The sequence below is a fragment of the Brevibacterium atlanticum genome, from assembly GCF_011617245.1.
Taxonomy (GTDB): domain Bacteria; phylum Actinomycetota; class Actinomycetes; order Actinomycetales; family Brevibacteriaceae; genus Brevibacterium; species Brevibacterium atlanticum.
This window is the reverse complement of sequence record NZ_CP050152.1, coordinates 3,883,236-3,909,356: the sequence shown is the minus strand read 5'-3', so window position 1 is coordinate 3,909,356 and position 26,121 is coordinate 3,883,236. Positions and strand designations below refer to the sequence as shown.

At 67.2% G+C, this 26,121-nt stretch carries 23 protein-coding genes; 22 read left to right on the top strand and 1 reads right to left on the bottom strand.

Translation table 11 applies throughout. The features are described from left to right. The first annotated feature begins 262 nt into the window (after positions 1-262). From dcd to GUY23_RS17290, 18 genes are all read left to right on the top strand, one after another. The gene (gene dcd, locus GUY23_RS17375) at positions 263-841 is read left to right on the top strand and encodes a dCTP deaminase (RefSeq protein ID WP_166974848.1); all 579 of its coding nucleotides are present in this window, start codon (positions 263-265) and stop codon (positions 839-841) included. After that, positions 838-1,986 carry a hypothetical protein gene (locus GUY23_RS17370; RefSeq protein ID WP_228282513.1) on the top strand — a complete coding sequence of 383 codons (1,149 nt, stop codon included), beginning with the start codon at positions 838-840 and terminating at the stop codon, positions 1,984-1,986. Before dcd ends, GUY23_RS17370 begins: the two co-directional genes overlap by 4 nt. Positions 1,987-2,212: 226 nt before the next feature. Continuing rightward, positions 2,213-5,257, top strand: coding sequence for a Na+/H+ antiporter subunit A (locus GUY23_RS17365; protein WP_166976379.1), 3,045 nt, complete (start codon positions 2,213-2,215; stop codon positions 5,255-5,257). Further along, a complete protein-coding gene (locus tag GUY23_RS17360) occupies positions 5,254-5,883 on the top strand; it encodes a Na(+)/H(+) antiporter subunit C (protein WP_166974846.1) in 630 nt (209 codons plus the stop codon). Before GUY23_RS17365 ends, GUY23_RS17360 begins: the two co-directional genes overlap by 4 nt. Next, entirely contained in the window at positions 5,880-7,460 is a 1,581-nt protein-coding gene (locus GUY23_RS17355; protein ID WP_166974843.1) for a Na+/H+ antiporter subunit D, read from the top strand. The genes GUY23_RS17360 and GUY23_RS17355 overlap by 4 nt, the downstream gene beginning before the upstream one ends. After that, entirely contained in the window at positions 7,460-8,086 is a 627-nt protein-coding gene (locus tag GUY23_RS17350) for a Na+/H+ antiporter subunit E (protein ID WP_166974840.1), read from the top strand. The genes GUY23_RS17355 and GUY23_RS17350 overlap by 1 nt, the downstream gene beginning before the upstream one ends. After that, the gene (locus tag GUY23_RS17345) at positions 8,083-8,724 is read left to right on the top strand and encodes a monovalent cation/H+ antiporter complex subunit F (RefSeq protein ID WP_166974837.1); all 642 of its coding nucleotides are present in this window, start codon (positions 8,083-8,085) and stop codon (positions 8,722-8,724) included. Before GUY23_RS17350 ends, GUY23_RS17345 begins: the two co-directional genes overlap by 4 nt. Continuing rightward, complete coding sequence (mnhG, locus tag GUY23_RS17340) at positions 8,714-9,109, top strand: monovalent cation/H(+) antiporter subunit G (RefSeq protein WP_166974834.1); 396 nt, start codon at positions 8,714-8,716, stop codon at positions 9,107-9,109. The genes GUY23_RS17345 and mnhG overlap by 11 nt, the downstream gene beginning before the upstream one ends. After that, on the top strand, positions 9,099-9,851 hold the full coding sequence (locus tag GUY23_RS17335; protein WP_166974831.1) for a response regulator transcription factor: 753 nt from the start codon (positions 9,099-9,101) through the stop codon (positions 9,849-9,851). Before mnhG ends, GUY23_RS17335 begins: the two co-directional genes overlap by 11 nt. Further along, complete coding sequence (locus GUY23_RS17330; RefSeq protein ID WP_166974827.1) at positions 9,848-11,197, top strand: sensor histidine kinase; 1,350 nt, start codon at positions 9,848-9,850, stop codon at positions 11,195-11,197. The genes GUY23_RS17335 and GUY23_RS17330 overlap by 4 nt, the downstream gene beginning before the upstream one ends. Next, positions 11,194-11,943: a hypothetical protein gene (locus GUY23_RS17325; RefSeq protein WP_228282511.1), complete on the top strand. Its 750-nt coding sequence runs from the start codon at positions 11,194-11,196 to the stop codon at positions 11,941-11,943. Before GUY23_RS17330 ends, GUY23_RS17325 begins: the two co-directional genes overlap by 4 nt. 131 nt (positions 11,944-12,074) lie before the next feature. After that, entirely contained in the window at positions 12,075-14,090 is a 2,016-nt protein-coding gene (locus GUY23_RS17320) for a S9 family peptidase (RefSeq protein ID WP_166974824.1), read from the top strand. 143 nt (positions 14,091-14,233) lie between these two features. After that, positions 14,234-15,163 (top strand): SIS domain-containing protein, encoded by a 930-nt coding sequence (locus GUY23_RS17315; protein WP_166974821.1) that lies wholly within the window; start codon positions 14,234-14,236, stop codon positions 15,161-15,163. Beyond that, the gene (locus GUY23_RS17310) at positions 15,160-16,284 is read left to right on the top strand and encodes an ROK family protein (protein ID WP_166974818.1); all 1,125 of its coding nucleotides are present in this window, start codon (positions 15,160-15,162) and stop codon (positions 16,282-16,284) included. The genes GUY23_RS17315 and GUY23_RS17310 overlap by 4 nt, the downstream gene beginning before the upstream one ends. Continuing rightward, the gene (locus tag GUY23_RS17305) at positions 16,281-17,510 is read left to right on the top strand and encodes a 1-phosphofructokinase family hexose kinase (RefSeq protein WP_166974815.1); all 1,230 of its coding nucleotides are present in this window, start codon (positions 16,281-16,283) and stop codon (positions 17,508-17,510) included. The genes GUY23_RS17310 and GUY23_RS17305 overlap by 4 nt, the downstream gene beginning before the upstream one ends. Positions 17,511-17,514: 4 nt before the next feature. After that, positions 17,515-18,546, top strand: a complete 1,032-nt coding sequence (locus tag GUY23_RS17300; protein WP_166974812.1) for a class II fructose-bisphosphate aldolase — start codon at positions 17,515-17,517, stop codon at positions 18,544-18,546. A gap of 42 nt (positions 18,547-18,588) precedes the next feature. After that, complete coding sequence (locus tag GUY23_RS17295; RefSeq protein ID WP_166974810.1) at positions 18,589-19,380, top strand: DeoR/GlpR family DNA-binding transcription regulator; 792 nt, start codon at positions 18,589-18,591, stop codon at positions 19,378-19,380. Positions 19,381-19,403: 23 nt separating this feature from the next. Then, complete coding sequence (locus tag GUY23_RS17290; protein WP_228282510.1) at positions 19,404-20,684, top strand: N-acetylglucosamine-6-phosphate deacetylase; 1,281 nt, start codon at positions 19,404-19,406, stop codon at positions 20,682-20,684. 106 nt (positions 20,685-20,790) lie between these two features. On the opposite strand, the gene GUY23_RS17285 is transcribed toward GUY23_RS17290, so the two are convergent. After that, the gene (locus GUY23_RS17285) at positions 20,791-22,410 is read right to left on the bottom strand and encodes an HNH endonuclease signature motif containing protein (RefSeq protein WP_228282509.1); all 1,620 of its coding nucleotides are present in this window, start codon (positions 22,408-22,410) and stop codon (positions 20,791-20,793) included. A gap of 247 nt (positions 22,411-22,657) precedes the next feature. On the opposite strand from GUY23_RS17285, the gene GUY23_RS17280 reads away from it, so the two are divergent. From GUY23_RS17280 to GUY23_RS17265, 4 genes are all read left to right on the top strand, one after another. Further along, positions 22,658-23,128 (top strand): isochorismatase family protein, encoded by a 471-nt coding sequence (locus tag GUY23_RS17280; protein ID WP_166974801.1) that lies wholly within the window; start codon positions 22,658-22,660, stop codon positions 23,126-23,128. Between the two features lie 239 nt (positions 23,129-23,367). After that, positions 23,368-24,054, top strand: a complete 687-nt coding sequence (locus GUY23_RS17275) for a hypothetical protein (RefSeq protein WP_166974798.1) — start codon at positions 23,368-23,370, stop codon at positions 24,052-24,054. Between the two features lie 197 nt (positions 24,055-24,251). Beyond that, entirely contained in the window at positions 24,252-24,815 is a 564-nt protein-coding gene (locus GUY23_RS17270; RefSeq protein WP_166974794.1) for a copper chaperone PCu(A)C, read from the top strand. Further along, on the top strand, positions 24,781-26,118 hold the full coding sequence (locus GUY23_RS17265; RefSeq protein WP_166974791.1) for a Dyp-type peroxidase: 1,338 nt from the start codon (positions 24,781-24,783) through the stop codon (positions 26,116-26,118). Before GUY23_RS17270 ends, GUY23_RS17265 begins: the two co-directional genes overlap by 35 nt. Positions 26,119-26,121: the final 3 nt, after the last annotated feature.

Sequence of the window (26,121 nt, the reverse complement as noted above, 5' to 3'; positions counted from 1 at the left end):
CGGGTCCGTACAGCACATCACTCTAAAGCATTCACCAGTCGCTGTGGGGAGACACACGGGCAAAAACCAGGTGAATTTGCATTAATCGTTATAGTTTTGTGACATCAATTCGGCGTGTCGCTCTGGGAAGTGCGCGCATTTCGGGGCGGCGGGCGCTGGTCGGACGGTCTCCGGACCGTGCTCGGGGCACAGCACCTCAAGCACTGCTTCTCGAGCGCAGCATTTCGAGCGGACGGGCACCGGAACGACTACCATCGGATACGTGACTCTCCTATCCGACCGCGACATCCGCGCCGAGCTCGACTCCCGTCGCATCGCCCTCGACCCCTACGACCCCTCGCTGATCCAGCCCGCGAGCGTCGACGTCTGCCTCGACCGGTACTTCCGTCTCTTCGACAACCACAAATACCCCGTCATCGACCCGAGCCTCGAGCAGCCCGAACTCACGCGCTTCGTCGAGGCCGCTCCGGGAGAGCCCTTCGTCCTCCATCCCGGTGAGTTCGTGCTGGCCTCGACGCATGAACTCGTCACCCTGCCCGACGATGTCGCCGCCAGGCTCGAGGGGAAATCCTCGCTGGGCCGGCTCGGGCTGCTCACCCACTCGACCGCCGGATTCATCGATCCGGGATTCAGCGGCCACGTGACCCTCGAGCTGTCGAACGTCGCGACCCTGCCGATCACCCTGTGGCCGGGGATGAAGATCGGTCAGCTGTGCTTCTTCCGTCTCAGCTCCTCGGCGCTCAACCCCTACGGTTCGGAGGCCACGGGCAATCGGTACCAGGGCCAGCGCGGCCCCACTGCTTCTCGATCGCACCTCAACTTCTACCGGAGGGACATGTGATCACTCGCCGCGAACTGCGGCTCCAACGCGAAGCCGCGGAACGCGCCGCCCGCGAACAGGCCGACGGCGCGCGCTATGCCGGCCCTGACGGCACCAGGGCGCCCGACGTCGCCGATGCCGCGGCGAGCAGGCGGCGGACGGGGATGCCGTCGACGGGGCGACCCGGCTACGGCGCCCACGGCGGTTCCGCACCCGCCGAGACGGCCACCTCGGCGGATCTGCGAGGATTCCACCTCCTGCTCCTCGACGACGAGGTCGAGGTCTCCGATGTCCTCGCGCTCATCCACAACAAGCTGCCTGACCTGCAGCCGCACCTCGACGAACACGGTCAGATGCGGCTGAGTCGGCACTCTCGGCTCAGCGTCGGGGTCGATCTCGAACCGGCTGACGTCGCCGCCCTCGGGGTTCCCGACTGGGCTCGTCACGCCGTCGTCATCGATTGCCCTCGCGACCGCCAGCCGACCCCGCCGCCGGAATGGCATGCCGATGCCGACGGCCTCCACGAGGCTTTCCCGGCGGGGATGCCCGACCGGGAGGAGGAGCGGATGCTCAGTCTCTTCCTGTCCATCGCCTCCCGCCTGCACACAGGGCTGCGCCTGGCCGACGAGGCCGATCTGCCGACACGCGTGATCATTCCCGACCCCGACGCGAAGGTCGACCTCTACCTCTACTCGCCGTACTGGCTCGAACCGGCGGTGGCGCTCGAATTCGTGCGCCGCCATGCTCCGCATGCCTTCCAGCAGGCGCTGCCGACCCCCGACGAGGATGTGCTGGCGCAGGCGAGCATCGACGATCCGCTCTTCGATCCCTCGGCCCCGGTCGTCCTCGACGGCTATGCGCTGCTCGTTCCGCTCGGGGACATCGCCGAGAGCGCCGGCAGCCTCGAGATCCGGGTGATGGAGGCCGAGTGGGTGCCGCCGATCATCGCCGCGCACTCGGAGGCCCCGCAGATCGAGTACCACGTGCATTGGATGGACACCGAGTCCCGGCGCTACCGGCCCGATCAGGGACGGCGGTTCCGGCGGATGCGCGGCGAGGTCGCCCGGCTGACCGATTCCATCGGGGCCGAACTCCTCGTCGGCTGCGACGGGATCGGACTTGACGAGAACGGCTTCCTCGTCACCAGCCGTCAGCTGCGCGAGTGAGCTCCGCCGGTCGTCCGAACCGGCACCAGCGGCAGCCTGTCGATCCGTTCGGGGCGAACGTCTTCCGGCCTCGGCGTCATCGCAGGTGCGGGCCCCGTCATGACGGGCGAATCGCCTGCATAACAGACGTTTCCTGATTGGGGAAACACCGCCCGCTCGTGCAAAAATAGGTCACGAACCTTTCCCGCATTCAGGCATATGACGGAGGTGGCTGCCGGTGTTAGCCATGACAGGTGCCTTCTTCGGCGCGTCTGTCATTGCCTACCCCTTGATCCGCCTCCTCGGGCGCAACGGATTCTTCTTCCTCGCCCTCGTCCCGCTGGCGGGACTCATCTTCAGCCTGTCGAAGATCGCCGACCTCTTCGGCCCTGCGGCCCACCCTCTCGTCGAGTCGATGGACTGGCTGCCGGCACTCGGACTCGAGGGCGTGTTCCGCCTCGACGTCCTCTCCTGGGTGATGAGTCTGCTCGTCACCGGCGTCGGAACCCTCGTCTTCGTCTACTGTGCCCGCTACTTCCCGCCCGATGAGCCGGGCCTGGCCCGCTTCGCCGGCATCTTCATGGCCTTCGCGGCGATGATGTACGGACTCGTCATCGCCGACGAGCTCCTCATGCTCTACCTGTTCTGGGAAGGCACAACGGTCTTCTCCTACCTGCTCATCGGCCACAGCCAATCCCGACGCCGCTCCCGCCAGGCCGCACTGCAGGCGCTCATCGTCACCACCGCCGGCGGTCTGGCCATGCTCGTGGGCATGGTCCTGCTCATCACCGCCACCGGCACCGGGCGGATCTCCACCCTCGTCGATCGTGCCCAGCTGGGCATGGACACCGGTCCGCTCATCATCAGCGCGGTCATCCTCATCCTCATCGGGGCGATCTCGAAGTCGGCGCTGATGCCGTTCCACTTCTGGCTGCCCGGCGCCATGGCCGCCCCCACCCCGGTCAGCGCGTACCTCCACGCCGCGGCCATGGTCAAGGCCGGCATCTACCTCGTGCTGCGGCTGGCACCCGGGTACCATCACGTCCCCGGTTGGACCGAGGTGCTGCTCACCCTCGGCCTGCTGACCATGTTCATCGGCGGGTGGCAGGCACTCAAGCAGACCGACCTCAAGCTGCTCCTGGCCTTCGGCACGGTCTCCCAGCTGGGCTTCCTCACCACCATGGCCTCGTTCGGCACCCCGGACATCACGAAGGCGGCACTGGGTCTGCTCATCGCCCATGCGCTGTTCAAGTCGTGTCTGTTCCTGTGCGTGGGAATCATCGACCACCGTGCCGGCACCCGTGACCTGACGAAGCTCTCCGGCGGCTGGAAGGCCTTCCCCGTCGTCGCCGTGTGCGCGACGATCGCGGCCGCCTCGATGGCGGGTCTGCCGCCGATGCTCGGCTTCGTCGCGAAGGAGGCCGCGTATTCGACGCTGTTGGCCTCCCCGGACAAGACTTCGATCATCGCGTTCATCGGCATCATGATCGGCTCCATCCTCACCGTCGCCTACTCGGCGCGCTTCGTCTGGGGCGCGTTCTCCTCGAAGCCCGGCGTCGACGACATCGCCCGCCGCGACGAGAAGCTCACCCTCGTCGTCGCCCCGCTCATCCTCACCGCGCTGACCCTGGCGCTGGGTCCCGGCGCCGGCCTCCTCGACGGCTACTTCTCCGCGTGGACGGACTCCCTGCCGGTGGTGGCCGAGGACGACGGGCACTACCACCTGGCCCTGTGGCACGGTCTCGAACCGGCGCTCGCGTTCTCCGCCGTCACGATCGCCGTCGGGCTCGCACTCTTCGTGCTGCGTCGCCCGTTCGCGAAGGTGCAGTCGACGCTGCCGTCGGGCATCGACTTCCACGAGCTCTACCGGAAGTCGATCGGCTGGATGGAGACATTGGCCCTGTGGGTCACCGCCCGCACCCAGCGCGGTTCGCTGCCCTTCTACCAGGGCGTGGTCTACCTCGTCCTCGTCGCCGGCGTCGGTCTGGCCGTCATCTCCAACGACACCTGGAACATCGACTTCCACCTCTCCGACACCCCACTCGACTTCATCGTCGCGACGGTGCTCATCATCGTCGCCATCTCGGCCACGAGAGCGAGGAAGCGCTTCACCGCGGTCGTCGTCACCGGTATCTCCGGATACGCGATGGTCGCCTACTTCGCCTTCGTCGGAGCACCCGACCTGGCGCTGACGCAGGTGCTCGTCGAGACCATCACGATCGTCGTCTTCGTCCTCGTCCTCCGTCGTCTGCCGGCCCGCATCGGCGAGTCCACCGGCCGTTTCACTCCGGCCTGGCGAGCGATCATCGGCGGTGCCGTCGGCATCACCATGATGCTCGTGGTCCTCATCGCCGCTGGGGTGCGCGTGTCCGACCCCGTCTCCGTCGACTTCGGTCAGCTCGCCTACGAGCTCGGCCACGGCAAGAACATCGTCAACGTCACCCTCGTCGACATCCGCGCCTGGGACACGATGGGCGAGATCTCCGTGCTCGTCGCCGCGGGAACCGGGATCGCCGGCCTCATCTTCGTCCGCGGCCGTGAGGGCCACCTCCACCGCTTCGAGCGGAAGAAGGACGGCACCGAGGCGGCCGGCCGGGTCCGCTTCCAACCCGTGGCCGAAGAGGTCGCCGGCATCCACAGCCCCGGACGTGAGGATCTCTCGCAGAAGCGCGTGTCCTGGCTCATCGCCGGACGCACCCTGGCCCCGCGCAACCGCTCGATCATCCTCGAGGTGACCGCACGACTGATCTTCCACGCCGTGTTCGTCTTCTCCGTCTACCTCCTCTTCGCCGGTCACAACGAACCCGGCGGCGGCTTCGCCGGCGGCCTCGTCGCCGGGCTCGCGCTCGTCGTGCGCTATCTGGCCGGAGGCAAGTACGAACTCGCCGAGGCGGCCCCCTTCACTCCGTCCGGGATGCTCGGCACTGGCCTGGTCACGGCCGTGCTCACCGTCATCGGCGGTTGGGTGTGGGGCGACACCGTCTTCGAATCCGTCTACCTCGAGGGCGATCTGCCGCTGCTGGGACACCTGTCCTTCGGCACCTCGACGTTCTTCGACATCGGCGTCTACCTCATCGTCATCGGCCTCATGCTCGACATCCTCCGTTCGCTCGGCGCCGAGGTGGACCTGCATCAGGAACGCGACGAGGCGATGCTGGCCAACCGCATCCATGACAATGTCAACTTCTCCGAGAACATGGGCAGCACGGCCGAACACCGTGCCGTGTCGGTGATCATGGATCGGGTCAACGAACTCGACGTCGACAACGGTGCGGAAGGAGGCCGACTATGAGCATGCCCTTCGTCATGGTCCTGGCCATGGGCGTCCTCTTCGCCGCCGGCATCTACCTCATGCTCGAGAGGTCGCTGACCCGTGTCCTGCTCGGCTTCATCCTGCTCGGCAACGGTGCGAACCTGCTGCTCATCCTCACCGCCGGACGCGGTTCGGTGCCGCTGACCGACGGAGAGAACCTGTCGACGGAGGGCATGTCCGATCCGCTGCCGCAGGCCCTCATCCTCACCGCAATCGTCATCACCTTCGCCGTGACCGCGTTCCTGCTGGCGATGATCTACCGCTCGTGGAGGCTCATGCGCGCCGATTCGCTGCAGGACGACGACGCCGACCTCCAGGTCGCGATCACCAAGGTCATCGACTCCGAGGCGGAGGCGAGCACCGACTACGACGACACCGAGTTCGGTGACGAGGCGGAGTCCCCGATCAGGGGCGCCGTCGACCTCGACGACGACGGCACTCCCGATGAGCGCGAAGTCGTCGCCGAGGAGATCGACGAGGCCCCGAATCCGGCCCAGGCCGATGCCATCGCCGAGGCGGTCGTGGACTCCCAGACGGACGCGCACAGTGCCGAGGAGGCCGAAGCCGCCGAGGATGCGAAGGACTCAAAGGGGGGCGACGCATGATCGATCTCCTCCCCTTCCTCATCCCGCTGCCGGTTCTGCTGCCGCTCATCGGAGCGGGCATTGCGCTCATCCTCTCCAAGCACACGAAGGCGCAGAACGTCGTGTCGATCGCGATCCTCGTGGCGGTCATGGTCATCGCCACGATCGTGCTCTTCGGCGTCGACGCGCATGGGCCGCAGGTCGTGGCCATCGGCGGGTGGGAGCCGCCGGCGGGCATCGTGCTCGTGGCCGACAGGCTCTCGGCGCTGATGCTCATCGTGTCCTCGCTGGTGACCCTGTGCGTGCTCGTCTACGCCCTGAGTCAGGACGCGAACGACGATTCGAACGAGACCCCGATCTCCGTGTTCAACCCCAGCTATCTGGTGCTGTGTGCGGGCATCGCGAACTCCTTCCTCGCCGGTGACCTGTTCAACCTCTACGTGGGCTTCGAGATGTTCCTCGTCGCCTCGTATGTTCTGCTCACTCTCGGTGCGACGGCCGAGCGGATCCGGGCGGGCGTGACCTATGTGATCATCTCGCTCGTGTCCTCGGTCATCTTCCTCACCGCGATCGGCATCATCTACGCCGCGACCGGCACGGTGAACATGGCGCAGCTGTCCGAGCGGATCTCCGATCTTCCGGCCGATGTGCAGATGATCCTCCATGTGCTGCTGCTGCTCGGCTTCGGCATCAAGGCCGCGATCTTCCCGCTCTCGTTCTGGCTGCCTGACTCGTACCCGACGGCGCCGGCCCCGGTCACTGCGGTGTTCGCGGGACTGCTGACGAAGGTCGGCATCTACGCGATCATCCGGACGGAGACGCTGCTGTTCGCCGATTCGTCGCTGCGGGTGCCGCTGCTCATCGCGGCGGGACTGACGATGCTCGTGGGCATCCTCGGCGCGATCGCGCAGTCGGAGATCAAGAGGATCGTGTCCTTCACCCTCGTCTCCCACATCGGCTACATGCTCTTCGGCGTGGCTCTGGGCACGAGTGTGGGCCTGTCCGCGGCGATCTACTACACGCTCCACCACATCATCGTCCAGACCGCACTGTTCCTGGCCATCGGGCTCGTGGAGATGCGCGGCGGGTCCACCTCGACGAGGTCGTTGGGCGGACTCATGGTGCTCTCCCCGGTGCTGACGATCCTCTTCTTCGTTCCGGCGCTCAACCTCTCCGGCATTCCGCCGTTCTCCGGCTTCATCGGCAAGGTCGCGCTGTTCCTCGCCGGCTTCGACGAGCATGCGTGGCTGCCGACGGTCCTCATCGTCGCCGGTGCCGTGACGAGCCTGCTCACCCTCTACGTCATCGGCCGTACCTTCAACCTCGCGTTCTGGCGCGATCCCGCCGACGTCGAGGAACCCAATGCGGACCTCGTCGACGAGTTCGCCGATCGGAAGAAGACGCTGCTGGCGGGGAAGAAGTGGAAGTCTCAGATCGGCGTGCCCCCGGCCATGGTGGTGGCCACCTCGGTGATCGTCATCGCCTCGATCGTGCTCACGGTCGCGGCCGAACCCCTGTGGGGGATGGCCGAGCGGGCGGCGGAGAATCTGCAGACGCCGCTTGACTATGTCTCCAATGTGCTCGGAGATGAGAGCTGATGAGTCCGAGACGATCGACGCGCTTGAGCCGTCCCGCCGATGCGACCCGACCGCGGATGAGCCGCGGCAGGGGATTCGTGCAGCAGCTCGTGCTGCTCGTCTCCCTCGTCCTGCTGTGGCTGATGCTGTGGGATTCGGTCACTGTGATCACCGTGCTCTCGGGCATCGTGGTCGCCTTCCTCGTCACCCGCGTCTTCTACCTTCCGCCGGTGGTGCTCTCCGGCCGGTTCAACGTCTGGCATGCGCTGGTCTTCGCCCTGTGGTTCATCTACTCGGTGCTCTACGCCTCGATCGAGGTCGCATGGTACGCGTTCCGGCCCCGCGCCGTCGGTGCCGGTTCGGTCGTCGCGTGCGATCTGCGCACGAGCTCGGACCTCGTGCTCACGCTCATCGCCGACGCCGCCAGCCTCATCCCCGGTTCGATCATCATCGACAGCGACCGGTCGATGGGCATCCTCTACCTGCACTTCCTCGACTGCGATTCCGAGGAGAAGGTGCGCAAGGCCAAAGCGCAGGTCTATCACATCGAGGAGCTGCTCATCCGCACCCTCGGTTCACACCGGGACCTCGCCGCGCTGCGGTCCCGGCCGGATCCGCTGGGCGAGACTGCGGGAGGCCGCGCATGAGTCAGCTCGTCCTCGACTTCCTCATCGTCGCCGGTTCGGTGCTGCTGGCCACCTCGGTGGTCCTCGCGCTCTTCCGCATCGTCCGCGGGCCTTCGATCCTCGACCGCATGATCGGCACCGACGTGGTGTTGGCCTCGATCATGTGCGGCCTCGGCGGGTACATGGCGCTGTCGGATCGCACTGATCTGCTGCCGGTGCTCATCGTGCTCGCGATGCTCGGCTTCGTCGGGTCCGTGAGCGTGTCCCGGTACGTCTCGAAGTCCGATTCGATGACCCCCGGCGCCGAGGCGGGGGCGCTGTCCGATTTCTCCAGCACCGACTGGCACATGCCGCGGGAGGCCCGCGATGAGACATCGTCGGGTGCCGGTGAGGTAGGTGCTGGTGAGCAGGGTGCGTCGGCGCAGGGTGAGGACACGGCCGCCGAGGCGGGGGCGCGCTCCGAGTCGCCCCAGCAGGCCGGCCCGATCACCGATGAGGTCACCGTGATCGAGGACCCGACCTACGACACCCACGCCGATGCCGGCGGGGAGGGTGAGGGCACGGGTCCCGACGCCGGACCCGATGACGCCGAGCACATGAGCCAGGGCTCGACGGACACTGGCAAGACCTCCGGGGAAGGGAAGAACAATGGTTCTTGACATCGTCTCGGGCGCGCTCATCCTCCTCGGCGCGATCCTGTCCTTGGCCGCCGCAGTCGGACTCGTCCGCTTCGGGGATCTCCTGTCCCGAATGCACGCGAGTGCGAAACCCCAGGTCCTGGGCCTGACCCTCGTGTGCGTGGCGGTCGCCATCCAGTTCCCGACGTGGGCGACGGTGACGACCCTGGCGATCATCATCTCCTTCCAGCTGGTGACGATCCCCGTCGCCACCCATATGGTCGGCCGCGCCGGATATCGCACCAAACACCTGCGTCGTTCTATGCTGTACCGAGACGAACTCGCCGAGGCGGTCGATCGTGCTGAGGCCCGAGAGCTTGCTTGGGAACGCCAGAGAGGAACCGGACCAGACCACCATGACGACTGACAATCACAACGAGCCCCAACCACTCGTCTTAGTCGCCGATGATGAGCCCGATGTCCTCGGGGCGGTGGTGCCCTTCCTCGAACGTTCAGGTTTCCGGGTCCTGCCCGCCAGTGACGGACTGCTGGCCCTCGACGAGATCCACCGGCACAAACCCGATGTCTGCGTGCTCGATGTGCTCATGCCCGGAGCCGACGGTCGGCAGGTGCTCAGGCGCCTGCGGCAGGAGGAGAACTGGGTGCCGGTGCTGCTGCTGACCCAGGTCGGTGAGGGCGTCGAGCGGGCGATGGCGCTCGAAGAGGGCGCCGACGACTATCTCAACAAACCCTTCGATCCGCACGAGCTCGTCGCTCGCATCCGCGCAGTGCTCAGACGCACCCGCAATGACGGGCCTCCGTTGGCGACTGCTCCAGTGCTGGTTTCGAGCTTCGGGCTGCGCGTTGACCGCGTCGGCCGGAGGGCGTGGCTGGGGCAGCGCGAACTCGTCATCACTCCCAAGGGCTTCACTCTGCTCGAGTACCTCATGGTGCACAAGGAGGAGCTCATCGAACGGTCTCGTCTGCTCGAGGTCCTGTGGGGCTTCGAGGAGGCTGTGGGCACTCGCGCCGTCGATTCCCGGGTCGCGGAGCTGCGACGGGTGCTCGGCGAGGACGCTGCCGAACCGCGGTGGATCGCCACCGTGCAGGGCCGCGGCTACCGCTTCGTCGGCGAGGTCCGCGGCGAGGACGGCCAGAGGCACGTATGACGAACTTCCTCGTTGTTGAGATCCAGGTCTGGCTGTTTCTGCTCCTGATCGTTCTCGTGCTCGCCGGTCTCGCCGTCGGTGCATGGTTCGGCTGGAGGTATCTGAAGAAGCGGGAGGCGGCGCTGCGGGAGTCGATCGAGACCGCGGCCGCAGAGGATTCGATGACGAAGCGCAACCGCATGCTCATCCGCCTCGACCACGAGCTGAAGAACCCGCTCACGGCGCTGCGCACCTCGGCGGCGAGCATCCGCGAGGTCGTTCGAGACGGGGGGACGCTGTCCGAGGTGGAGCCGGCCGCCAAACAGGTCGACGTGTCGTCGCGGCGGGTGGCTCGTCTGCTCGCCGATCTGCGCAAACTCGCCGACGTCGAGACCCGCATCATCGAATACGCTCGCGTCGACCTCGATGCGCTCATCCATCAGGCCGTCGAGGACGCCTCGACCGCGCCGGGTGCCGAGGACCGGATGATCGTGGCCACCGTCGCCCGGGCGCCGTGGCGGCTGCCGGACGTCGCCGGTGAAGAGGATCTGCTGCTCACCGCGATCCTCAATCTGCTGGGCAATGCGCTCAAGTACTCGTCTCAGGCCGAGGTCGTCGAACTGCGGGCGAACGAACAGATCATCGACGGTCACCGTTGGGTCGTCGTCGAGGTCGCCGACACCGGAAGCGGCATCCCGCTCGCCGAGCAGGAAGGCGTCTGGGACGAACTCTCCCGCGGTTCGCGAGTGCGCGCCGTCGCCGGTTCGGGAATGGGGCTCTCGCTCGTGCGGGCGATCGTCACTCGCCACGGCGGCTCCGTGCAGCTGTTCAGCCAGGAGGGCGTCGGCACCTCGGTGCGTATGGTCCTGCCTGTCCTCGCCGATGCCGCACCGGTGACGGTGCCGCAGATGTCCGAGCACATGGACCGGGTGGTCGCCGGATCGCACGCGGTGCAGCCCGTGCAGCAGGCGGATCCGCGGCAGGCGCCCGGGTTCCTGCCGCCACGTCAGCCGAACCAGGATGAACTCGACGGACGGATCCTCGGCACGCCGAGGCGGACGTCGAAGCGTCGTCTCGAACGCGTCGACGGTGCCCTGATCAACCGCACCACGGGCGAGTCCGTCTCCGGTGGTCTGCCGCCTGACTCCGGGCAGCATTCGCAGTTCAAGCCGCCGCGCGGCGGCTCGGGCGGTGGGCAGAATCCTCAGTTCGGTCAACCGAATTCCGGCCCGCAGCAGCCCTACGGCAGCCAGCCGAATCCCGCTGCGCAGCCGCCTCACCCCGGCTCCGCACCGAACAGCCCACCTCAGCATCCCGGCCCGGAAGCGGGGTACCCGAAGCGGCGCGACCGAGGTGACCAGCGGTGATTCCGCTGTCACCGAAGAGCATCGGCGGCCACAGGACCGCCGGTGCCACGAGACGCACATTCGGGACGCGGCGTGCCGTGGTCGCCGGAGCTCTCGCGCTGACCGTGCTGCTCAGCGGATGCTCGGTCCTGCAGATCCGCACCGAGGACAAGTCCTCGGGCCCCGTCCGAGTCGGCGTGCAGAAGACCGCGGGCTCCGAACCCACGGGCGAACCCACCGATGGCGGGATCCCTGAGGGGATGAAGAAGGAGACGGTCACCCTCGGTGACACCTGTCCCGTGAATGTCTCCTTCGCGATCGGTGACAATTGGACGGGCAGCACCGGCAGCACGGACCAGTTCCGTGTCTACGCCCGCTCCGACGACTCGACGCACTCGGACGTCTTCATGATCAACTGCACCGACGAATACGGTGACAGCGCACAGGAAGTCGTCGACCGGAAGAGAAAGTTCGGCTTTTCGAAGCAGGACTCGCAGGTCCTGGCAGAACGGACGGGATCGCTCAGCGCCGGCGAGTACTGGAGCTACCAGGCGGAACTCGGTGCCACGGAGATCCTCGCCATCGACCAGCAGCCCACCATCGCCTACGGGGTTCAGGTCGGGTACAAGATCAATGGGCGCCTCGTCAGCCTCATCATCGAAATGCGCGCCCAGAAGTCGAACACCGAGGCGGACGAAGAATTCAGGAAGATCCTCCCGACAGTGGTCATCGACGGCGAGAAGGTCCCCGCCCCCAGCTTCCGCTAGTCGGCCGGCGAATCGCCCGATCAGGCGCATCAAGGACTCCGGCGAATCACTCGCCTCGGAAGTCGGCCGGCTGATCACGCACCCCAGCGAATCCTTCGCTCCGTGTGCGTCTGGCCGACTAGGATGGGACGATGACGACCCCAGACGCTGTGACCAGACTCCTCGACGCCCGCCGCCTGCAAGGTCTCCTGACGAATCAGAACGGCCGCGTCATCGCCAAGTACTCATTCCTCGATTCCGAAGGCAGTTCGTCCCTCACCCACCTCGCCGACATCAGCGGCGAACAGGCCAGGCGCCTGACCCGCGGTGCCCAGTCGATCGGGCCGGCCGCGCTGAGCGACGACGGCACGATCGTCTTCGCCTCGAAACGCAAGGGCGAGGACGGCAAAGACACCGAGAGCCCGAGCCTCTGGGCACTTCCGGACACCGGCGAGGCACGCAAGCTCGCCGACCATGAGGGCGGATTCTCCCGCATCGAGATCAAGGGCGAAACCCTCATCGTCGAATTCCCGGTCCACACCTGGGCCGCTGACGAATCCGACCACCAGGAGTTCAGCACCGAACGCAGCGAGGCGAAGGTCAGCGGCATCCTCCACACCGGATTTCCCGTCCGCCGGTGGGACCACGACCTGGGACCGGGCAGACAGACGCTGGCCGTGGCGAAGCTCGACCAGGCAGGAGCCGACTTCCCCGAGGTCACCGACGAACTGAGTGCTCCGGCGGGCCTCGACTTCCGCTACCTGTCGCTGCCGAGCGGACGACTCGTCGACTGGGCCGTCGACGACGAAGCCCGATTCGTCCTCGTCGAGCTGGAGAAGCCGATCCCCGGTCAACTCGAAGCCAGCGAGATCTGGCGAGTCGATCTCGAGGGTGAACCCGAGCTGCACCGACTGACGAAACCGGCCGCCGATCACGGGTTCGGCATCGAGGCCATCAGCCCCGACGGCACGAAGGCGCTGGTCAGCCGCCAACAGTTCTGGACTCCGCAGGCCAATCTCGCCGTCGATCTCATGGTCCTCGACCTCGAGACCGCCGAGCTGGAACCGGTGTGGCCCGAGGCAGACTTCTGGTTCGCCCCGATCTGGGTCGACGATACGACGATCGTGGCCGCGGCCGACGATCACGGCCGCGGCAGCGTCTTCATCGGCAGACTCGACGATGCCGAGCCCAGGCGCCTCGTCGGGGGAGAGGGACAGAAGTATGCGTTCTCGGGGCTGGCACTGCGCGGGGACACGGTCGTGGCGACCGCCTCGGCGATCGATGTCGCACCCCTGCCGGTCTCGATCGACCTCGAAACCGGAGTGATCAGCGAGCTCGCGAACCCGGCGACTGTCCTCGATGAGGAAGGCACCCTCACCGAGGTGGAGGTCCGTGCCGAGGACGGGACACCGATCCGTGCGTGGCTGGTCCTGCCGGAGGGGGAGGGGCCGCATCCGCTCGTCGTCTTCGCCCACGGCGGACCGTGGGGGTCGTGGAACGCGTGGACCTACCGGTGGAACCCCGGGCCCTTCGCCGCCGCCGGCTATGCCGTGCTGCTGCCCGATCCGGCGATCTCGACCGGTTACGGCCAGGCGATGATCGATCGCGGTCAGCAGCAGCTGGGTGGGACCCCCTTCACCGACATCATGACGCTCACCGAGGCGGCCGTGCAGCGGGCAGACATCGACGATGAGCGCATCGCCCTGGCCGGTGGTTCGTACGGCGGATACATGGCCAACTGGGTCGCCGGGCACACGGGCAGCAGGTTCAAGTGCATCGTCACCCATGCGTCCCTGTGGAACACCACTTCGATGGGGCGGACCACGGACAACTCGTCCTGGGACCAGGCGATGCGGGAGCAGGCAGCGGAGTACTCCCCGCACCACTACGCCGGTGAGATCGAGGTCCCCATGCTCGTCATCCACGGCGACAAGGACTACCGGGTGCCGATCGGGCAGGGGCAGGAACTGTGGCTGGACCTGCTCACACAGGCGAAGACCCCGCTCGACGCCGACGGGGACACACAGCACCGGTTCCTCTACTACCCGGACGAGGGGCATTGGATCCTCGGTCGCGGCAATGCCGAGGTCTGGTACCGCACCGTCCTGGCCTTCCTCGATGCGCACGTGCTCGGGATCGACGCGAATCGAGTCCGCACTCTCGGCTGAGTGGCGGGGGCGGTTCCGGGGGCGCGGAACGCTCACGGTAATGATCGAACCACCGACAGTTCGTTCAGAACATCTATCGGCACGGCAGGAAATGTGTCATCATGATGATTGATTGACCAGAATTTCGATCAGGAGTGTGATTGATGTCCGAGCTTGGCCGGTTCATGGAAGCGGAGCTGCGCAGTCAGCCCGAGATCTGGCAGCGCGTCCTCGAGACGTCGACGGCCGCCTCGGCGCTGCCGCAGGACGGGGAGCGGATCGCGGTCATCGGCTGCGGCACCTCGTGGTTCGGTGCGCAGGTCTTCGCGTCGCTGCGAGAGGGGCTCGGCAAGGGGGAGACGGATGCCTTCACGGCCAGCGAGTTCCCCATCGGGCGCCGCTATGATCGGATCCTCGCGATCTCTCGGTCGGGCACCACCAGCGAGGTGGCTGCCGCTCTTGATGCGCTCGCCGGATCGACGCCGGTGACCTCCCTGCTCGGTGTTGCGGACTCTCCGATCGGGGCGGCCTCGACGCATGTCGTCGAACTCGACTTCGCCGATGAGCGCTCCGTCGTCCAGACCCGCTTCGGCACCTCAGCGATCATGGCGATGCGGTCGTGGCTCGGCCAACACGCCGAACTCGAGGCGTCCATCGCCGATGCCCGGGCCGTGCTCGATGGAATAGACGAGGACTTCACGTCCGCCGATGAGACGCTCATCGACGAGGGACTGCTCGCCGCCGAGCAGTACAGCTTCCTCGGAATGGGGTGGACTTGGGGCCTGGCGAACGAGGCGGCGCTCAAGCTGCGCGAATCCGCTCAGGCCTGGACGGAGTCCTATTCGTCGATGGAGTATCGTCATGGACCGATTGCGATCGCGGCACCGGGGCGGGTGAGCTGGCAGTTCGGTCCGGCTCCGGAGGGACTCGCTGCACAGGTCGAGGCCACCGGGGCGCGCTTCGAACAGGCCGACCGGGATCCTCTGGCCGACCTCGTCCGTCTCCACGCGGTGGCGCTCATGCGGGCTCGCCGCCTCGGCGTCGACCCGGACAATCCTCGCTCGCTGACCCGGTCAGTCGTCCTCGAGGGATGACCACCAGCGCCGAGATCATGCGCGTGGCCGGAGCCCTCAGCCTCGGTTTCGGCCCCGTGGCGCTGGCCGTCGATGTCGGCGGCACTGGACTCAAGGCGGGGCTGTTCGACTCGGACGGCAGCATCATCGACGCCCGCACCGCACCCACGCCCGTGGCTGCCTCCGCGGGGACTGTCCCGGTGCGAGCCCCAGGGAAGACCACGCCGAAGTCTGACCCAACGAACGCCACCGACACTCCCGCCCCGGAGACGGCGATCGTCGAGGCGGTGGCGGCACTGCGCGACAACCTCGCGGCAACTCATCCCGAACTCGAGGTCGGGGCGGCCGCCGTGGTCGTGCCGGGTATCGTCGAGGAGGACGCCGGAATCGCAGTGTACTCGGCCAATCTCGGCTGGCGGAATGCTCCCATGGCGGACCTGCTCGAGCGGCGCCTCGGCTGCAAGATCGTGTTCGGTCATGATGTGCGCGCGGCGGGTCTGGCGGAGTTCGCGGCGGCTTCCTCGATTCCGGATGACGCCGCGCTCATCACCATCGGCACCGGGATCGCCGGTGCCGTTCAGGTCCATGGTCGGATGGTTTCGGCCGGGGGTTATGCCGGTGAACTCGGCTTCCTCGAGGTCGCTGTCGACACTGCGGAGGGTCGGTTCCGAGGGCCCGTCGAGCATATCGCCTCGGCGGCCGCGATCGCCCGTCGGTACGCGAAGCGCAGCGGCAGGGACGCGGCCGGAGCGCGAGAAGTGCTCGAAGCGATGCGGTCCGGCGACGCGATCGCTGCGGAGGTGTTCGCCGAGGCGGCCGATGCCCTCGGCGCCATGTGCGCACAGCTCGTGACGATCACCGCTCCGTCCGCGATCGTCCTCGGGGGAGGGCTGAGCGGTGCCGATGAGCTCATCCCTGCGGTGGCGGCTGCGATGCGCGCGAGGTTGAGCTTCCACCGCGAACCGGAGATCCGTGCGGCCGGTCTCGGAGCGGTCGCGGGACTCATCGGAGCCGGTCTGCTCACCAGGCGCCGATACATTCACCAGCGGGCCGACGGCTCACCTCAGGCTGACGTTTCACCTCAGGCTGGCCGCTCATTTCGGGCTGACGGCTCACCTCTGACCAACGAGGACCGACGATGACCGGCGGTACGGCGAACAGCGCGCCGCAGGCGGTCACCCTCACACTCAGCCCTGCCCGTGACCTCACCATCGATGTGGACACGATCGAGCTCGGCACCTCGCATCGGGTGGCGCAGGCCGGCAGCCGCCTCGGCGGGAAGGGGATCAACGTCGCGCGAGTCCTCGCCGCGCTCGGTCGGTCCGTGTACGTGCAGGGGCCGGTGAATGCCGCGGACTGGCCGGAAGACACGGGATCGGACGACGGATTGCTGTGGGACCTGACTCCCACGCCGGCACAGCTGCGCCGCAGCTACGCGATCGTCGAGAGCGACGGCCGGGCCACCCTGTTCAACGAGCACGCCTCCGAACACCCGGCCGAGGTGTGGGCCCAGATCGAGGAGAAGCTGCGGCTGCGCCTTGTCGAACCGCAGGTGAGGGCACTGGCGATCTCGGGGTCGACTCCGAAGGATCTGCCGGAGGGACTCATCGGCCGAGTCGTCTCCGCCGCGCACGCGGCCGGAGTCATCGTCGTCGTCGACACGTCAGGTCCGGCGTTGATCACTGCGGCAGCGGCCGGGGCCGACTGGCTCAAACCCAATGTCGACGAACTCGCCGAGATCGCTGCCGGCGCTGCGGGAAGGGCTGTCGCCGGACCTGAAGGTGCGGGAGCCCGTGCCCTCATCGCGGCAGGGGCGGGCGCCGTGCTCGTCTCCCGCGGCGAGGAAGGTATGGTGCTCATCGACCGTACCGGAGAACGGTCGGCGGCGAGACTCGACGAACCGGTGCGGGGGAATCCGACGGGCGCCGGCGATGCCGTGGTCGCGGCACTGCTCAGCCGACTGACCGCACGTCCAGACTCTGGGCCGGACGAAGCCACACTCCTCCGGAAGAGCGACGCCTCGTCGGCGCCCGACGTCGAGCCAACGCTCTCCGACGCCGAGGTCGACACGGTCCTTCCCGACACCGAGGTCGAGGCCATCCTCACCGACGCCGTCGCGGTCTCGGCGGCTGCGGTTCTCATGCCGCAGGCGGGAGCGATCCACCCGAGCTGGAAGACGCTGCGCGATCACGTGCAGATCACGTCACCCACCGCCCGGACAGCGCACGTCGCCCCGACAGCGCACGCCGTCCCAACCGTGTTGCCCCGGCCGGCAGCACCCGCCGCCCCGACCCCGTCACCCGTCGCACCCGTTACCGACGCCACCAAAACCGCCGCCACCGATTCCGCCGACCACCTCGGAGAATGAGACCATGACGAGAGCCGCCACGATCGACCTCCTGCTCGATGCCGCCGAGCTTCCGACGGCGTCGGTATCCGCAGTCGGGTCGACGGCAACCCCTGCGTCAACGGCAAACCCCGCTTCCCACGGAGGTCCGTCCCCCGCACCCCAACACAAGCACTCCGCAGTCGGCGCGTTCAACGTCATCCATATCGAATCCGCCGAAGCCATCGCCGCCGGCGCCGAGGCGGCCGGGCGCCCGACGATCATGCAGATCTCCGAGAACTGCGTGAAGTACCACGGCCGGCTGGCCCCGATCGCACGCGCAACCCTGAGCATCGCGGAGTCCGCGAACGTTCCGATCGCTGTTCATCTCGACCATGCCACCGACCCCGAACTCGTCACCGAGGCGATCGACCTCGGCTTCGATTCTGTGATGTACGACGGCGCCCACCTCGACTTCGACGCCAACGTCGCGACCACCGCCGAGGTGGTCCGCCGCGCCCACGCCGGCGGAGTCGCCGTCGAGGCCGAACTCGGAGAGATCGGCGGCAAGGACGGCGCGCATGCTCCCGGGGTGCGCACCGACCCGGTCGAGGCCGCGGACTTCGTGGACGCCACGGGCGTCGATGCGCTCGCCGTCGCCGTCGGCAGCTCGCATGCGATGGTGCAGCGGACGAGCCGTCTCGATCTCGACCTCATCGCGGCGCTCGCGCAGCGATTGCCTGTGCCCCTGGTGCTGCATGGATCCTCCGGAGTCCCCGACGACGAGATCGTTCGTGCCGTCGCAGCCGGGATGCGCAAGATCAACATCTCCACCCACCTCAACAGGGTCTTCACCGAACGTCTGCGAGGAGTCCTCGACACCGACCCGGGGCTCGTCGACTCCCGGAAGTACCTCGGCCCGGCCCGAGACTCCTTCGCCGCCGAGGTGGCCCGCCTCATCACGCTCCTGGCCGTCGGTGAGGCTGCCGACGGGGTGGCCGATGGGGCCGGCGGTGGGGCTGCCGGAGAAGCCGACGCTCAGACGCACCATTCGTCCAGCGACGGGACCGGAGCATGAGCCACGTTTGCCAAACCCTGGCCCACGACCGAAAGTTGGCATATGAGCACGCGTGAAGATCGACTCGACGCGATCCTGTCGAAACTCGACCACGAGGGCACCGTCGGGGTCGAGGCCCTCAGCCACGAACTCGAGGTCTCCGTGGCCACAGTCCGTCGCGATCTCGACCTGCTCGAGCAGCGCCGACTCGTCGAACGCACCCACGGCGGGGCGACCCGGCGCTCCGTCGACTACGAACTGTCGCTGCGGTACAAGGAAGCCGCCGCCACCGAGGCGAAGGCCGCGATCGCACGAGCCGCCGTCGACCGCATCACCCCTGGATCGGTCGTCGGCCTGTCCGGCGGCACCACGACCTTCATGGTCGCCGATGCGCTGAGCCAACGCGATGATCTGCTCGCGGATCTCACGATCGTCACGAACGCCGTCGACATCGCCAACAAGCTCGCCATCCACCCGAATCTCAAGGTCATCGTCTGCGGCGGCGTCATCAACACCTCGAGCTTCGAACTCGTCGGCTCCTTCGTCGACAGCGTGCTGCGCGGCATCTGGCTCGACCTCGCCTTCGTCGGAGTCCACGCGATCTCCGCCGACTCCGGGGGAATGACCGCGAATGAGGACGAGGCGTATGTCAATCGGCTGATGGCCGAACGCGCCGAACAGGCCGTCGTCGTCGCCGACTCCTCGAAGTACGGGCGGAAGGCCTTCGCCGCCGTCGGCGGCACCGATGTGTTCCAGGCGATCATCACCGACGACCACCTCGGCGAGGACGACCGCGAGGACCTCACCGCGGCCGGCTACGACGTCGAACTCGCACCGCTGGAGCAGAGCCGATGACCCGGCCTGGACACCGTACGGACATGCCCATCGAGGCAGGACCCGAAGCTCGGGCGAGCACCCCCGCCGAGGTGATCATCCACAATGCGCACATCCTCGACGGTGCGGTTGGGACCCCCACAGCTGATGCCGCGGACACGTGGATCGCGTTCGGCCGAGGAACGATCGTCGACCGCGGACGCGGGGACGGCTGGAAGGGCACGCCCGCCTCGGCGGGGGTCGAGGTCATCGACGCGGCCGGCGGGTTCGTGTCCCCGGCATACGTCGACATCCACTGTCACGGAGCCGGCGGCGCGGCCGCTGAGGACGGGGCCGACGGGATCGAGACGATCCTCGCCGTCCACCGTGAGCACGGCACCCGCGCGCTCGCGCTGTCGTATGTCTCGGACACGATCGACGGGCTCTGCCGATCGCTGCGCAGCGGTGCCGAGCTCGTGCGCAGCCGCCCAGGTGTCATCGGCCTGCACGCCGAAGGTCCGTTCCTGTCCCCGGACTTCAAGGGCGCACACGCCCCTGAGGTGCTCATCGCCCCCACCCCCGATGCGGTCGAGGCGATCCTCGAGGCCGCCGATGGGACGCTCGCGCAGATCACCATCGCTCCCGAACTGCCGGGAGCGCTCGAGGCGATCGCCCGCTTCGCCGAGGCGGGGGTGAGGGTCGCACTCGGGCACACGGCCGCGGACTACGCGCTGACGGCGGCAGGATTCGACGCAGGTGCGAGCATCCTCACGCATGCGTTCAATGCGATGCCCGGAATCCACCATCGGGCACCGGGGCCGATCGTGGCCGCGGCTGAGAACAAGCACGTCACCCTCGAGCTCATCAATGACGGCGTCCACGTCGTCGCCCCGGTCGCGCGCATGCTCCACGAGATGGTGCCCGGCCGCATCGCGCTCATCACCGACGCCATGGCCGCGACAGGAATGAGCGACGGCGAGTACATGCTCGGTTCGCTGCCGGTGGTCGTCGAGGATTCCGTGGCCAGGCTCGTAACCGCGGACGGATCGGTGGGGTCGATCGCCGGGTCGACCCTGACGATGGACGAGGCCGTCCGACGTGCCGTCGCCGAGGTGGGGCTGAGCCCCAGCGAAGCGGTGCGGGCCGCGAGTCTCGTCCCGCTGCAGGCGTTGGGGCGGATTCCCATACCGGCACTGGTCCCGGTCGGGGACGAGGCACCGACGCCAGGGCGGGCACCAGACGGATCCGTCCGTGGGTCTGACGAGCTGCTCACGAAAGGAATGTCGGCGGACCTTCTGCTGCTGGAGACGGACATGCGCATCCGGAGAACCTGGTACAGCGACTGAACAGGAGCGGCCGGATCAGCCAGGTGTGGCCAGGGTGCATGTCCGTCACATGGCACAACGCAGGCCGTGAGGGGCACAGCTGTCCCCTGGAGCCGTGGTGCCGCAGTTAATCGTCGAAGAGCGTGTCGATGATGTCGTCCGCGATGAAGCGGGAGTGCAGGATCGGTGTGCGGGCGGGGTCGACCGTGGAGGGAGGCACCCAGCTGGGTCGCCCGTCGAGGAGCATGTGCGTCTCCCACTCGCTGCGGTCGAGCAGGTGGTGGTGATAGGAACACGCGAGCATGAGGTTGTTGATGTCGGTCTCGCCTCCGGCACTGTAGGGGACGACGTGGTTGACGTCGCACCATCCGGGCGGCGCATCACATCCGGGGAAAGTGCATCCGCGGTCGCGGGCGGTGATGACGGCGATCTGCTTGCGGTTGGCGAAACGCTGTTCGGTCGCGACCTGCACGGTCTTTGCAGTATCGCTCATGAGGTGGAAGAACACCGATCCGTTGAGGCCGTTGGCCGCGAGCTCACTGATGGGGACGGGGTTCTCGCTGCCTGTCGTCGCTGTGCCCTGTCCGGTCGCGACGTCCTCAGCCTTCGCCGTGATGACCAAGGCGTAGGGTGCGCCCGCGGCGGTGCGCTGTTTGTCGATCGTGGAGACGAGACCGGCGAACCGTTCGTAGATCCACTCGCGCACGGACGGCTGCTCGCCGCTCATGTCGATGACGCGGCCGTCGGTGCGGACACCGATTCCTGGAGTGTCGGCGGCAGGGCGTTCGCCTGAGGCACCTCGCAGCTCCGGCGTGGGCACCTTCACCGCGTCGTGGCGCTCGCCGGAGAGGACGGCGTCGACGATGTCGAGCAGTTCGTCGTCGGACTCAGCGGGAGTCGTTGCCTCGTCCGATAGAGTCGTCGTCGCCTCGGCTGCCTCCTTGGCGCTCTGGATGCGCGAGGTCAGCAGACCGTTGAGCGTGCCGCCGGCGACCGGGTCGAGCAGACCCGAGAGTTCCCAGTCGCCGTTGTTGCGGGCCTTGAGATTCACGCAGTACTTCGACCGGTCGGTGGGGTCGACCGGTTCGCTGCCGTCGGGATCGATGTGGCCCATGAGTCGATCGAAGATCTCCCGCAAGTCCTTCAGACGCACCTTGGGGGCGTTGGTGACCAATCGCTTCTCGATGTCTGTACGGACGGTCTCGTCTGCCCATGCCGGAACCTTCTTCATGCAGCTCTCGATGACGGTCGCCTGGCCGGCAGAGATCGTACCGGCGTGGAGCGCGTCGGCGACGAGAGGGTAGACGGGTGGGAGGGCCTGTCCGGTGAAGTCGACCCGACCGCCGAGGTTCTTCGCCATCTCGGTGCGACGGTGAGCCTCGGCTCCGCTGAGATTGAGACGATTCTCAATGAGGGCTTTGGTGGACTTCGCCCCGTACTCACTGGGAGTGCCGACGCGTTCGCAGACCGCGAGTGCCAGCGTAGAGAGAGCGTCGTTGATGCGGTTGAGTGCCTCGACGCCGTCGACGAGCATGATCGCCTGGTCGGGCCCCATTGCGCGATCGAAGGTGCGCAGTCCGTCTTTGAGATCCATCAGATGGGTGATCGCCTCGGTGACCTCGGGTGCAAAGCGCGTCAGATCTGCCCACTCCTCATCGGCGAGCAGGGGGTGTCCGCTGCTCTGTGGAGCCTTGGGGGCACCGCGATCCGGAGCGTCCTCGGCTTTGTCTTCGGGTGTGAGAGTCATCTTCAGCGATCCATTCACCAACATCGTTGTTGTTATGATCATTCTAATCGAACGAGTCGGATAAAACAACACGTCGTTCGAAAAAAATATGAAATAAATTAGAACGTTCGAGGGTATTCGACATATACGACAAGGCACGTCGATCCGAGGTCTGAGCGGCAAATCGGCGTTTCCGGTCGAGCCGAGCTCGCGATGGTCCCGACCGCCCCACTTCGCCTGAATCCGCGCGGCGTGGCACGATTGGTGTATGGATGCTCTGCTCCTCATCGACACCGACGACGCCAGCTACCCCAGCGATGACGCCATGGAGACCCTCGGCGACATCGTCACCCGCACACGAGCCGTAGGCGGAGTGCTCATCTTCGCCTCGACGAAAGAGGACCTCGCCGACACTCCGGACGAGGAACTGAGCATCTTCGTGCCCGACGACGAGGACCTCGTCCTCCGTTCGGACAACCCCGACATCTTCGAGGGTGTCAGTGACTTAGCCGCGGGGCTCCATGATATGGCCGTCGACCGCATCGTCATCGCCGGCGGCGACGATGCCCCGGGTGCCGTCTATGCTTCGGCGATGGCTGCTCTCGTGTGCAACTTCGACGTCATCGTCCTCTCCGATTCCACCACCGACCCCAAAGGCGAACCCGTCACCTGGTTCGATGCCGCCGAGGATGCCGGCGCGATGGTCAAGGAGACCGCCGACACCTGGCTGCGGATGTAGACCCGTCGCCCACCGATGACGGCTCCTACGAGGAGCGGTTCGACTCACTTCTACTTTGAGTAGAATGTGTGAGCGGGCTGTGCAATCAGCCCTCGACAAGTGATCGCTCGCGGGCGCACGTCGACTCGGCGGGCGCACATCGACCCAGTGAGACGATCCCGGTCAGGCAATCTCCGTGAGGCAACGTCGGTAGAACAACCTCGGCGGGGCAACCTCGGTGAAGGAGTGGAGGAGGGGACATGAGCGGATGGACGAAGTCCGTGCGTGCGATCTTCGCCGCCCTCATCACCACTCTCCTTGCGCTGCTCATGCACGTCGGCGCGGGCGGCGCTGCCTCACCGATCGGCACCGGCATCGTCTTCGTCCTCGTTCTGTGGGCGGCGATGATCCTGGCCGGTCGACGACTCGGATACCCTGCGCTGACCGCACTGCTCGGACTCGGGCAGGTGCTCATGCACGTGACGATGGGCTGGTCGGCCGGCGGTCATGGAGGCGCCCACACAGGCGGTCATGCCGCGATGACCGGAGGCGCCCACACAGGTGGGCAAGCCGCCTCGGCGGGGATCGGAACGGGTGCCCATGCAGGGCATATCGTCCCTGCCTCCGGCTCACTCGACCTCAGCTCTGCCGCAGCGGCGCTCGGCCACGCCGGCCACGGCGACACCTCGACGGGCATGCTCCTCGCCCACATCGTCGCCGTCGCGATCACAGCGGTCATCCTCAAGCGAGGCGAGGACATCGTCCTCAGCATCCTGCAGCTGGCCCTGGGCCCGGTGATCGGTGCCCTGCAGGCCCTCGCCGAGGCGGCCGGCATTTTTGCCGAGCATCCGTCCCGTTCGCTCGGCGATCGGTTCCGACTCCCGCATGCGGTCGCCTCGGCGGTGATCGGTCCGAACTATCGCCGCGGACCACCCGCACTCGTCTGACACCTCACCTGCGGCGACACAGTTCGCCGCCCACCACCCATCATCGGATGACCGCCCGCACAGAGGCGGCCGCCGATCATGTGGTGCAGTCGAGCATCCCGTAAGCGCGCCGTGCGCACCTGCCGGCAGTGACCCGGCCCTGCCCGCGCCGATACGAACCATGCTCGACTGCACCGAAAGACGAAAGTGCAGACATCATGCGAAAGAACATCACACTGGACCTTGCCCTGCCCATCGCCGTCGCGCTCGGCCTCTCCGGCTGCGGACAGTCCGACAGTCAGGCCTCTGGGACCGAACCGAGCGAGGTCGCCCCAACCCAGGTCGACGCTACGGGGCTCAGCCTCGACCACGCCTGGGTCAAAGCGGCCGATGACGGCATGACAGCTGTCTTCGGCGAACTCCACAACAGCACCGATCGCGACATCAACCTCGTCGAGGCGAAGTACTCGAACGCGGAGATGGTCCAGCTCCACGAGACGACCGAAGACGGATCGGGCGGCATGTCGATGCAGGAGAAGAAGGGCGGCTTCGTGATCCCGGCCGGGAAGAGTCTCAGCCTCAAGCCCGGCGGCGATCACATCATGATCATGGGCCTGAAGAAGGCGATCAGACCGGGCGAGCAGATCACCGTCGAGCTCGTCACCGCCGATGACCAGACCACCGAGGTCACGGCCGTGGCCAAGGAGTACTCCGGAGCCCAGGAGGACTACGCTCCAGGCGAGGCCGATGGCGCCGACGACGGAGACCACGGTGAACACTGAGCACGAACGGTCCGGTTTCAGCCGCCGAGGACTCCTGACCTCGACGGCTGCGGCCGGAGGCGTCGGACTCGTCGGTGCGACGGCGGGGTTCGAACTCGGCCGGTACGGGCCCGGATCGGCCGGCTCATCCGACGGTGACGGAGGGCCGCCTCGGCGGGATCTGAACGGAGCGAACGGGGCTGAGATCGAACCGTTCTACGGCACCCGTCAATCAGGTGTCGAAACTCCACCCCAAGCGCACGCGCACTTCCTCGCGTTCACGATGAAACCGGGGATCACAGCCGCTGAGGCCGTCCGCTGGCTCCGGCTGCTCACCGCGGACGCGGCCGCCCTGACCCAGGGCAGACCCCCGTTGGCCGATTCCGAGTCCGAACTCACCGCCGATCCCGCGCGGCTGACCGTGACCTTCGGCTTCGGCCCCGGCCTCGTCGCCTTGGCGGGCAAGCAGCGTGTGCCGGACTGGCTGCAGCCCCTGGAGAAGTTCCGGATCGATGATCTCGACCCGGACCGGTGCACGGGTGATCTGCTCCTGCAGATCTGCGGCGACGATCCGCTGACCGTGGCCCATGCCCGGCGGATGCTGTTCAAGGACACCCGAACCTTCGCCGAGGTGGCCTGGCAGCGCAGCGGATTCCGCCGCGCCTATGGTTCCACGGGGGAGGGGAAGACGCAGCGGAACCTCTTCGGTCAGCTCGACGGCACCGCCAACCCCGGGCCCGGATCCGAAGACTTCGCGCGGATCATCTGGGGGCAGGCCACGGAGAGTGCGGATCCGGTGTTCTCAGCCCGCGGGGAGCCGCCGGCCGATCTCGGATCGCACCTTCCGCCTTGGCTGGACGGGGGCACGACGTTGGTGCTGCGCGACATCGCGATGAACCTCGACACCTGGGACAAGGCCGACCGGCCGGCCAGAGAGTTCTCCACCGGGCGGACCCTGGACATCGGTGCGCCGCTGTCGGGCGCGGACGAGTTCGACGTCCCCGACTTCACCGCCGTGGACAAGCGGGGACTGACGAGGATCTCGAAGGCCGCGCATATCGCTCGCGCTCGCGACGGGTTCGGCCCGGAAGTCCAGATCCACCGCCGCACGTACAACTACGAGTCCGGTGCGGGGGAAGGGGCAGGGCTGATGTTCGCGTCGTTCCAGGCCGATATCGAGCGGCAGTTCCTGCCGATCCAACGCCGCCTCGCCGAGGTGGACCTGCTCAACGAGTGGACGACCCCGATCGGGTCGACCGTGTGGGCGATCCCACCGGGAACCTCGGACGGGGGCTACATCGGTCAGGGGCTCTTCGATGGGTGAACG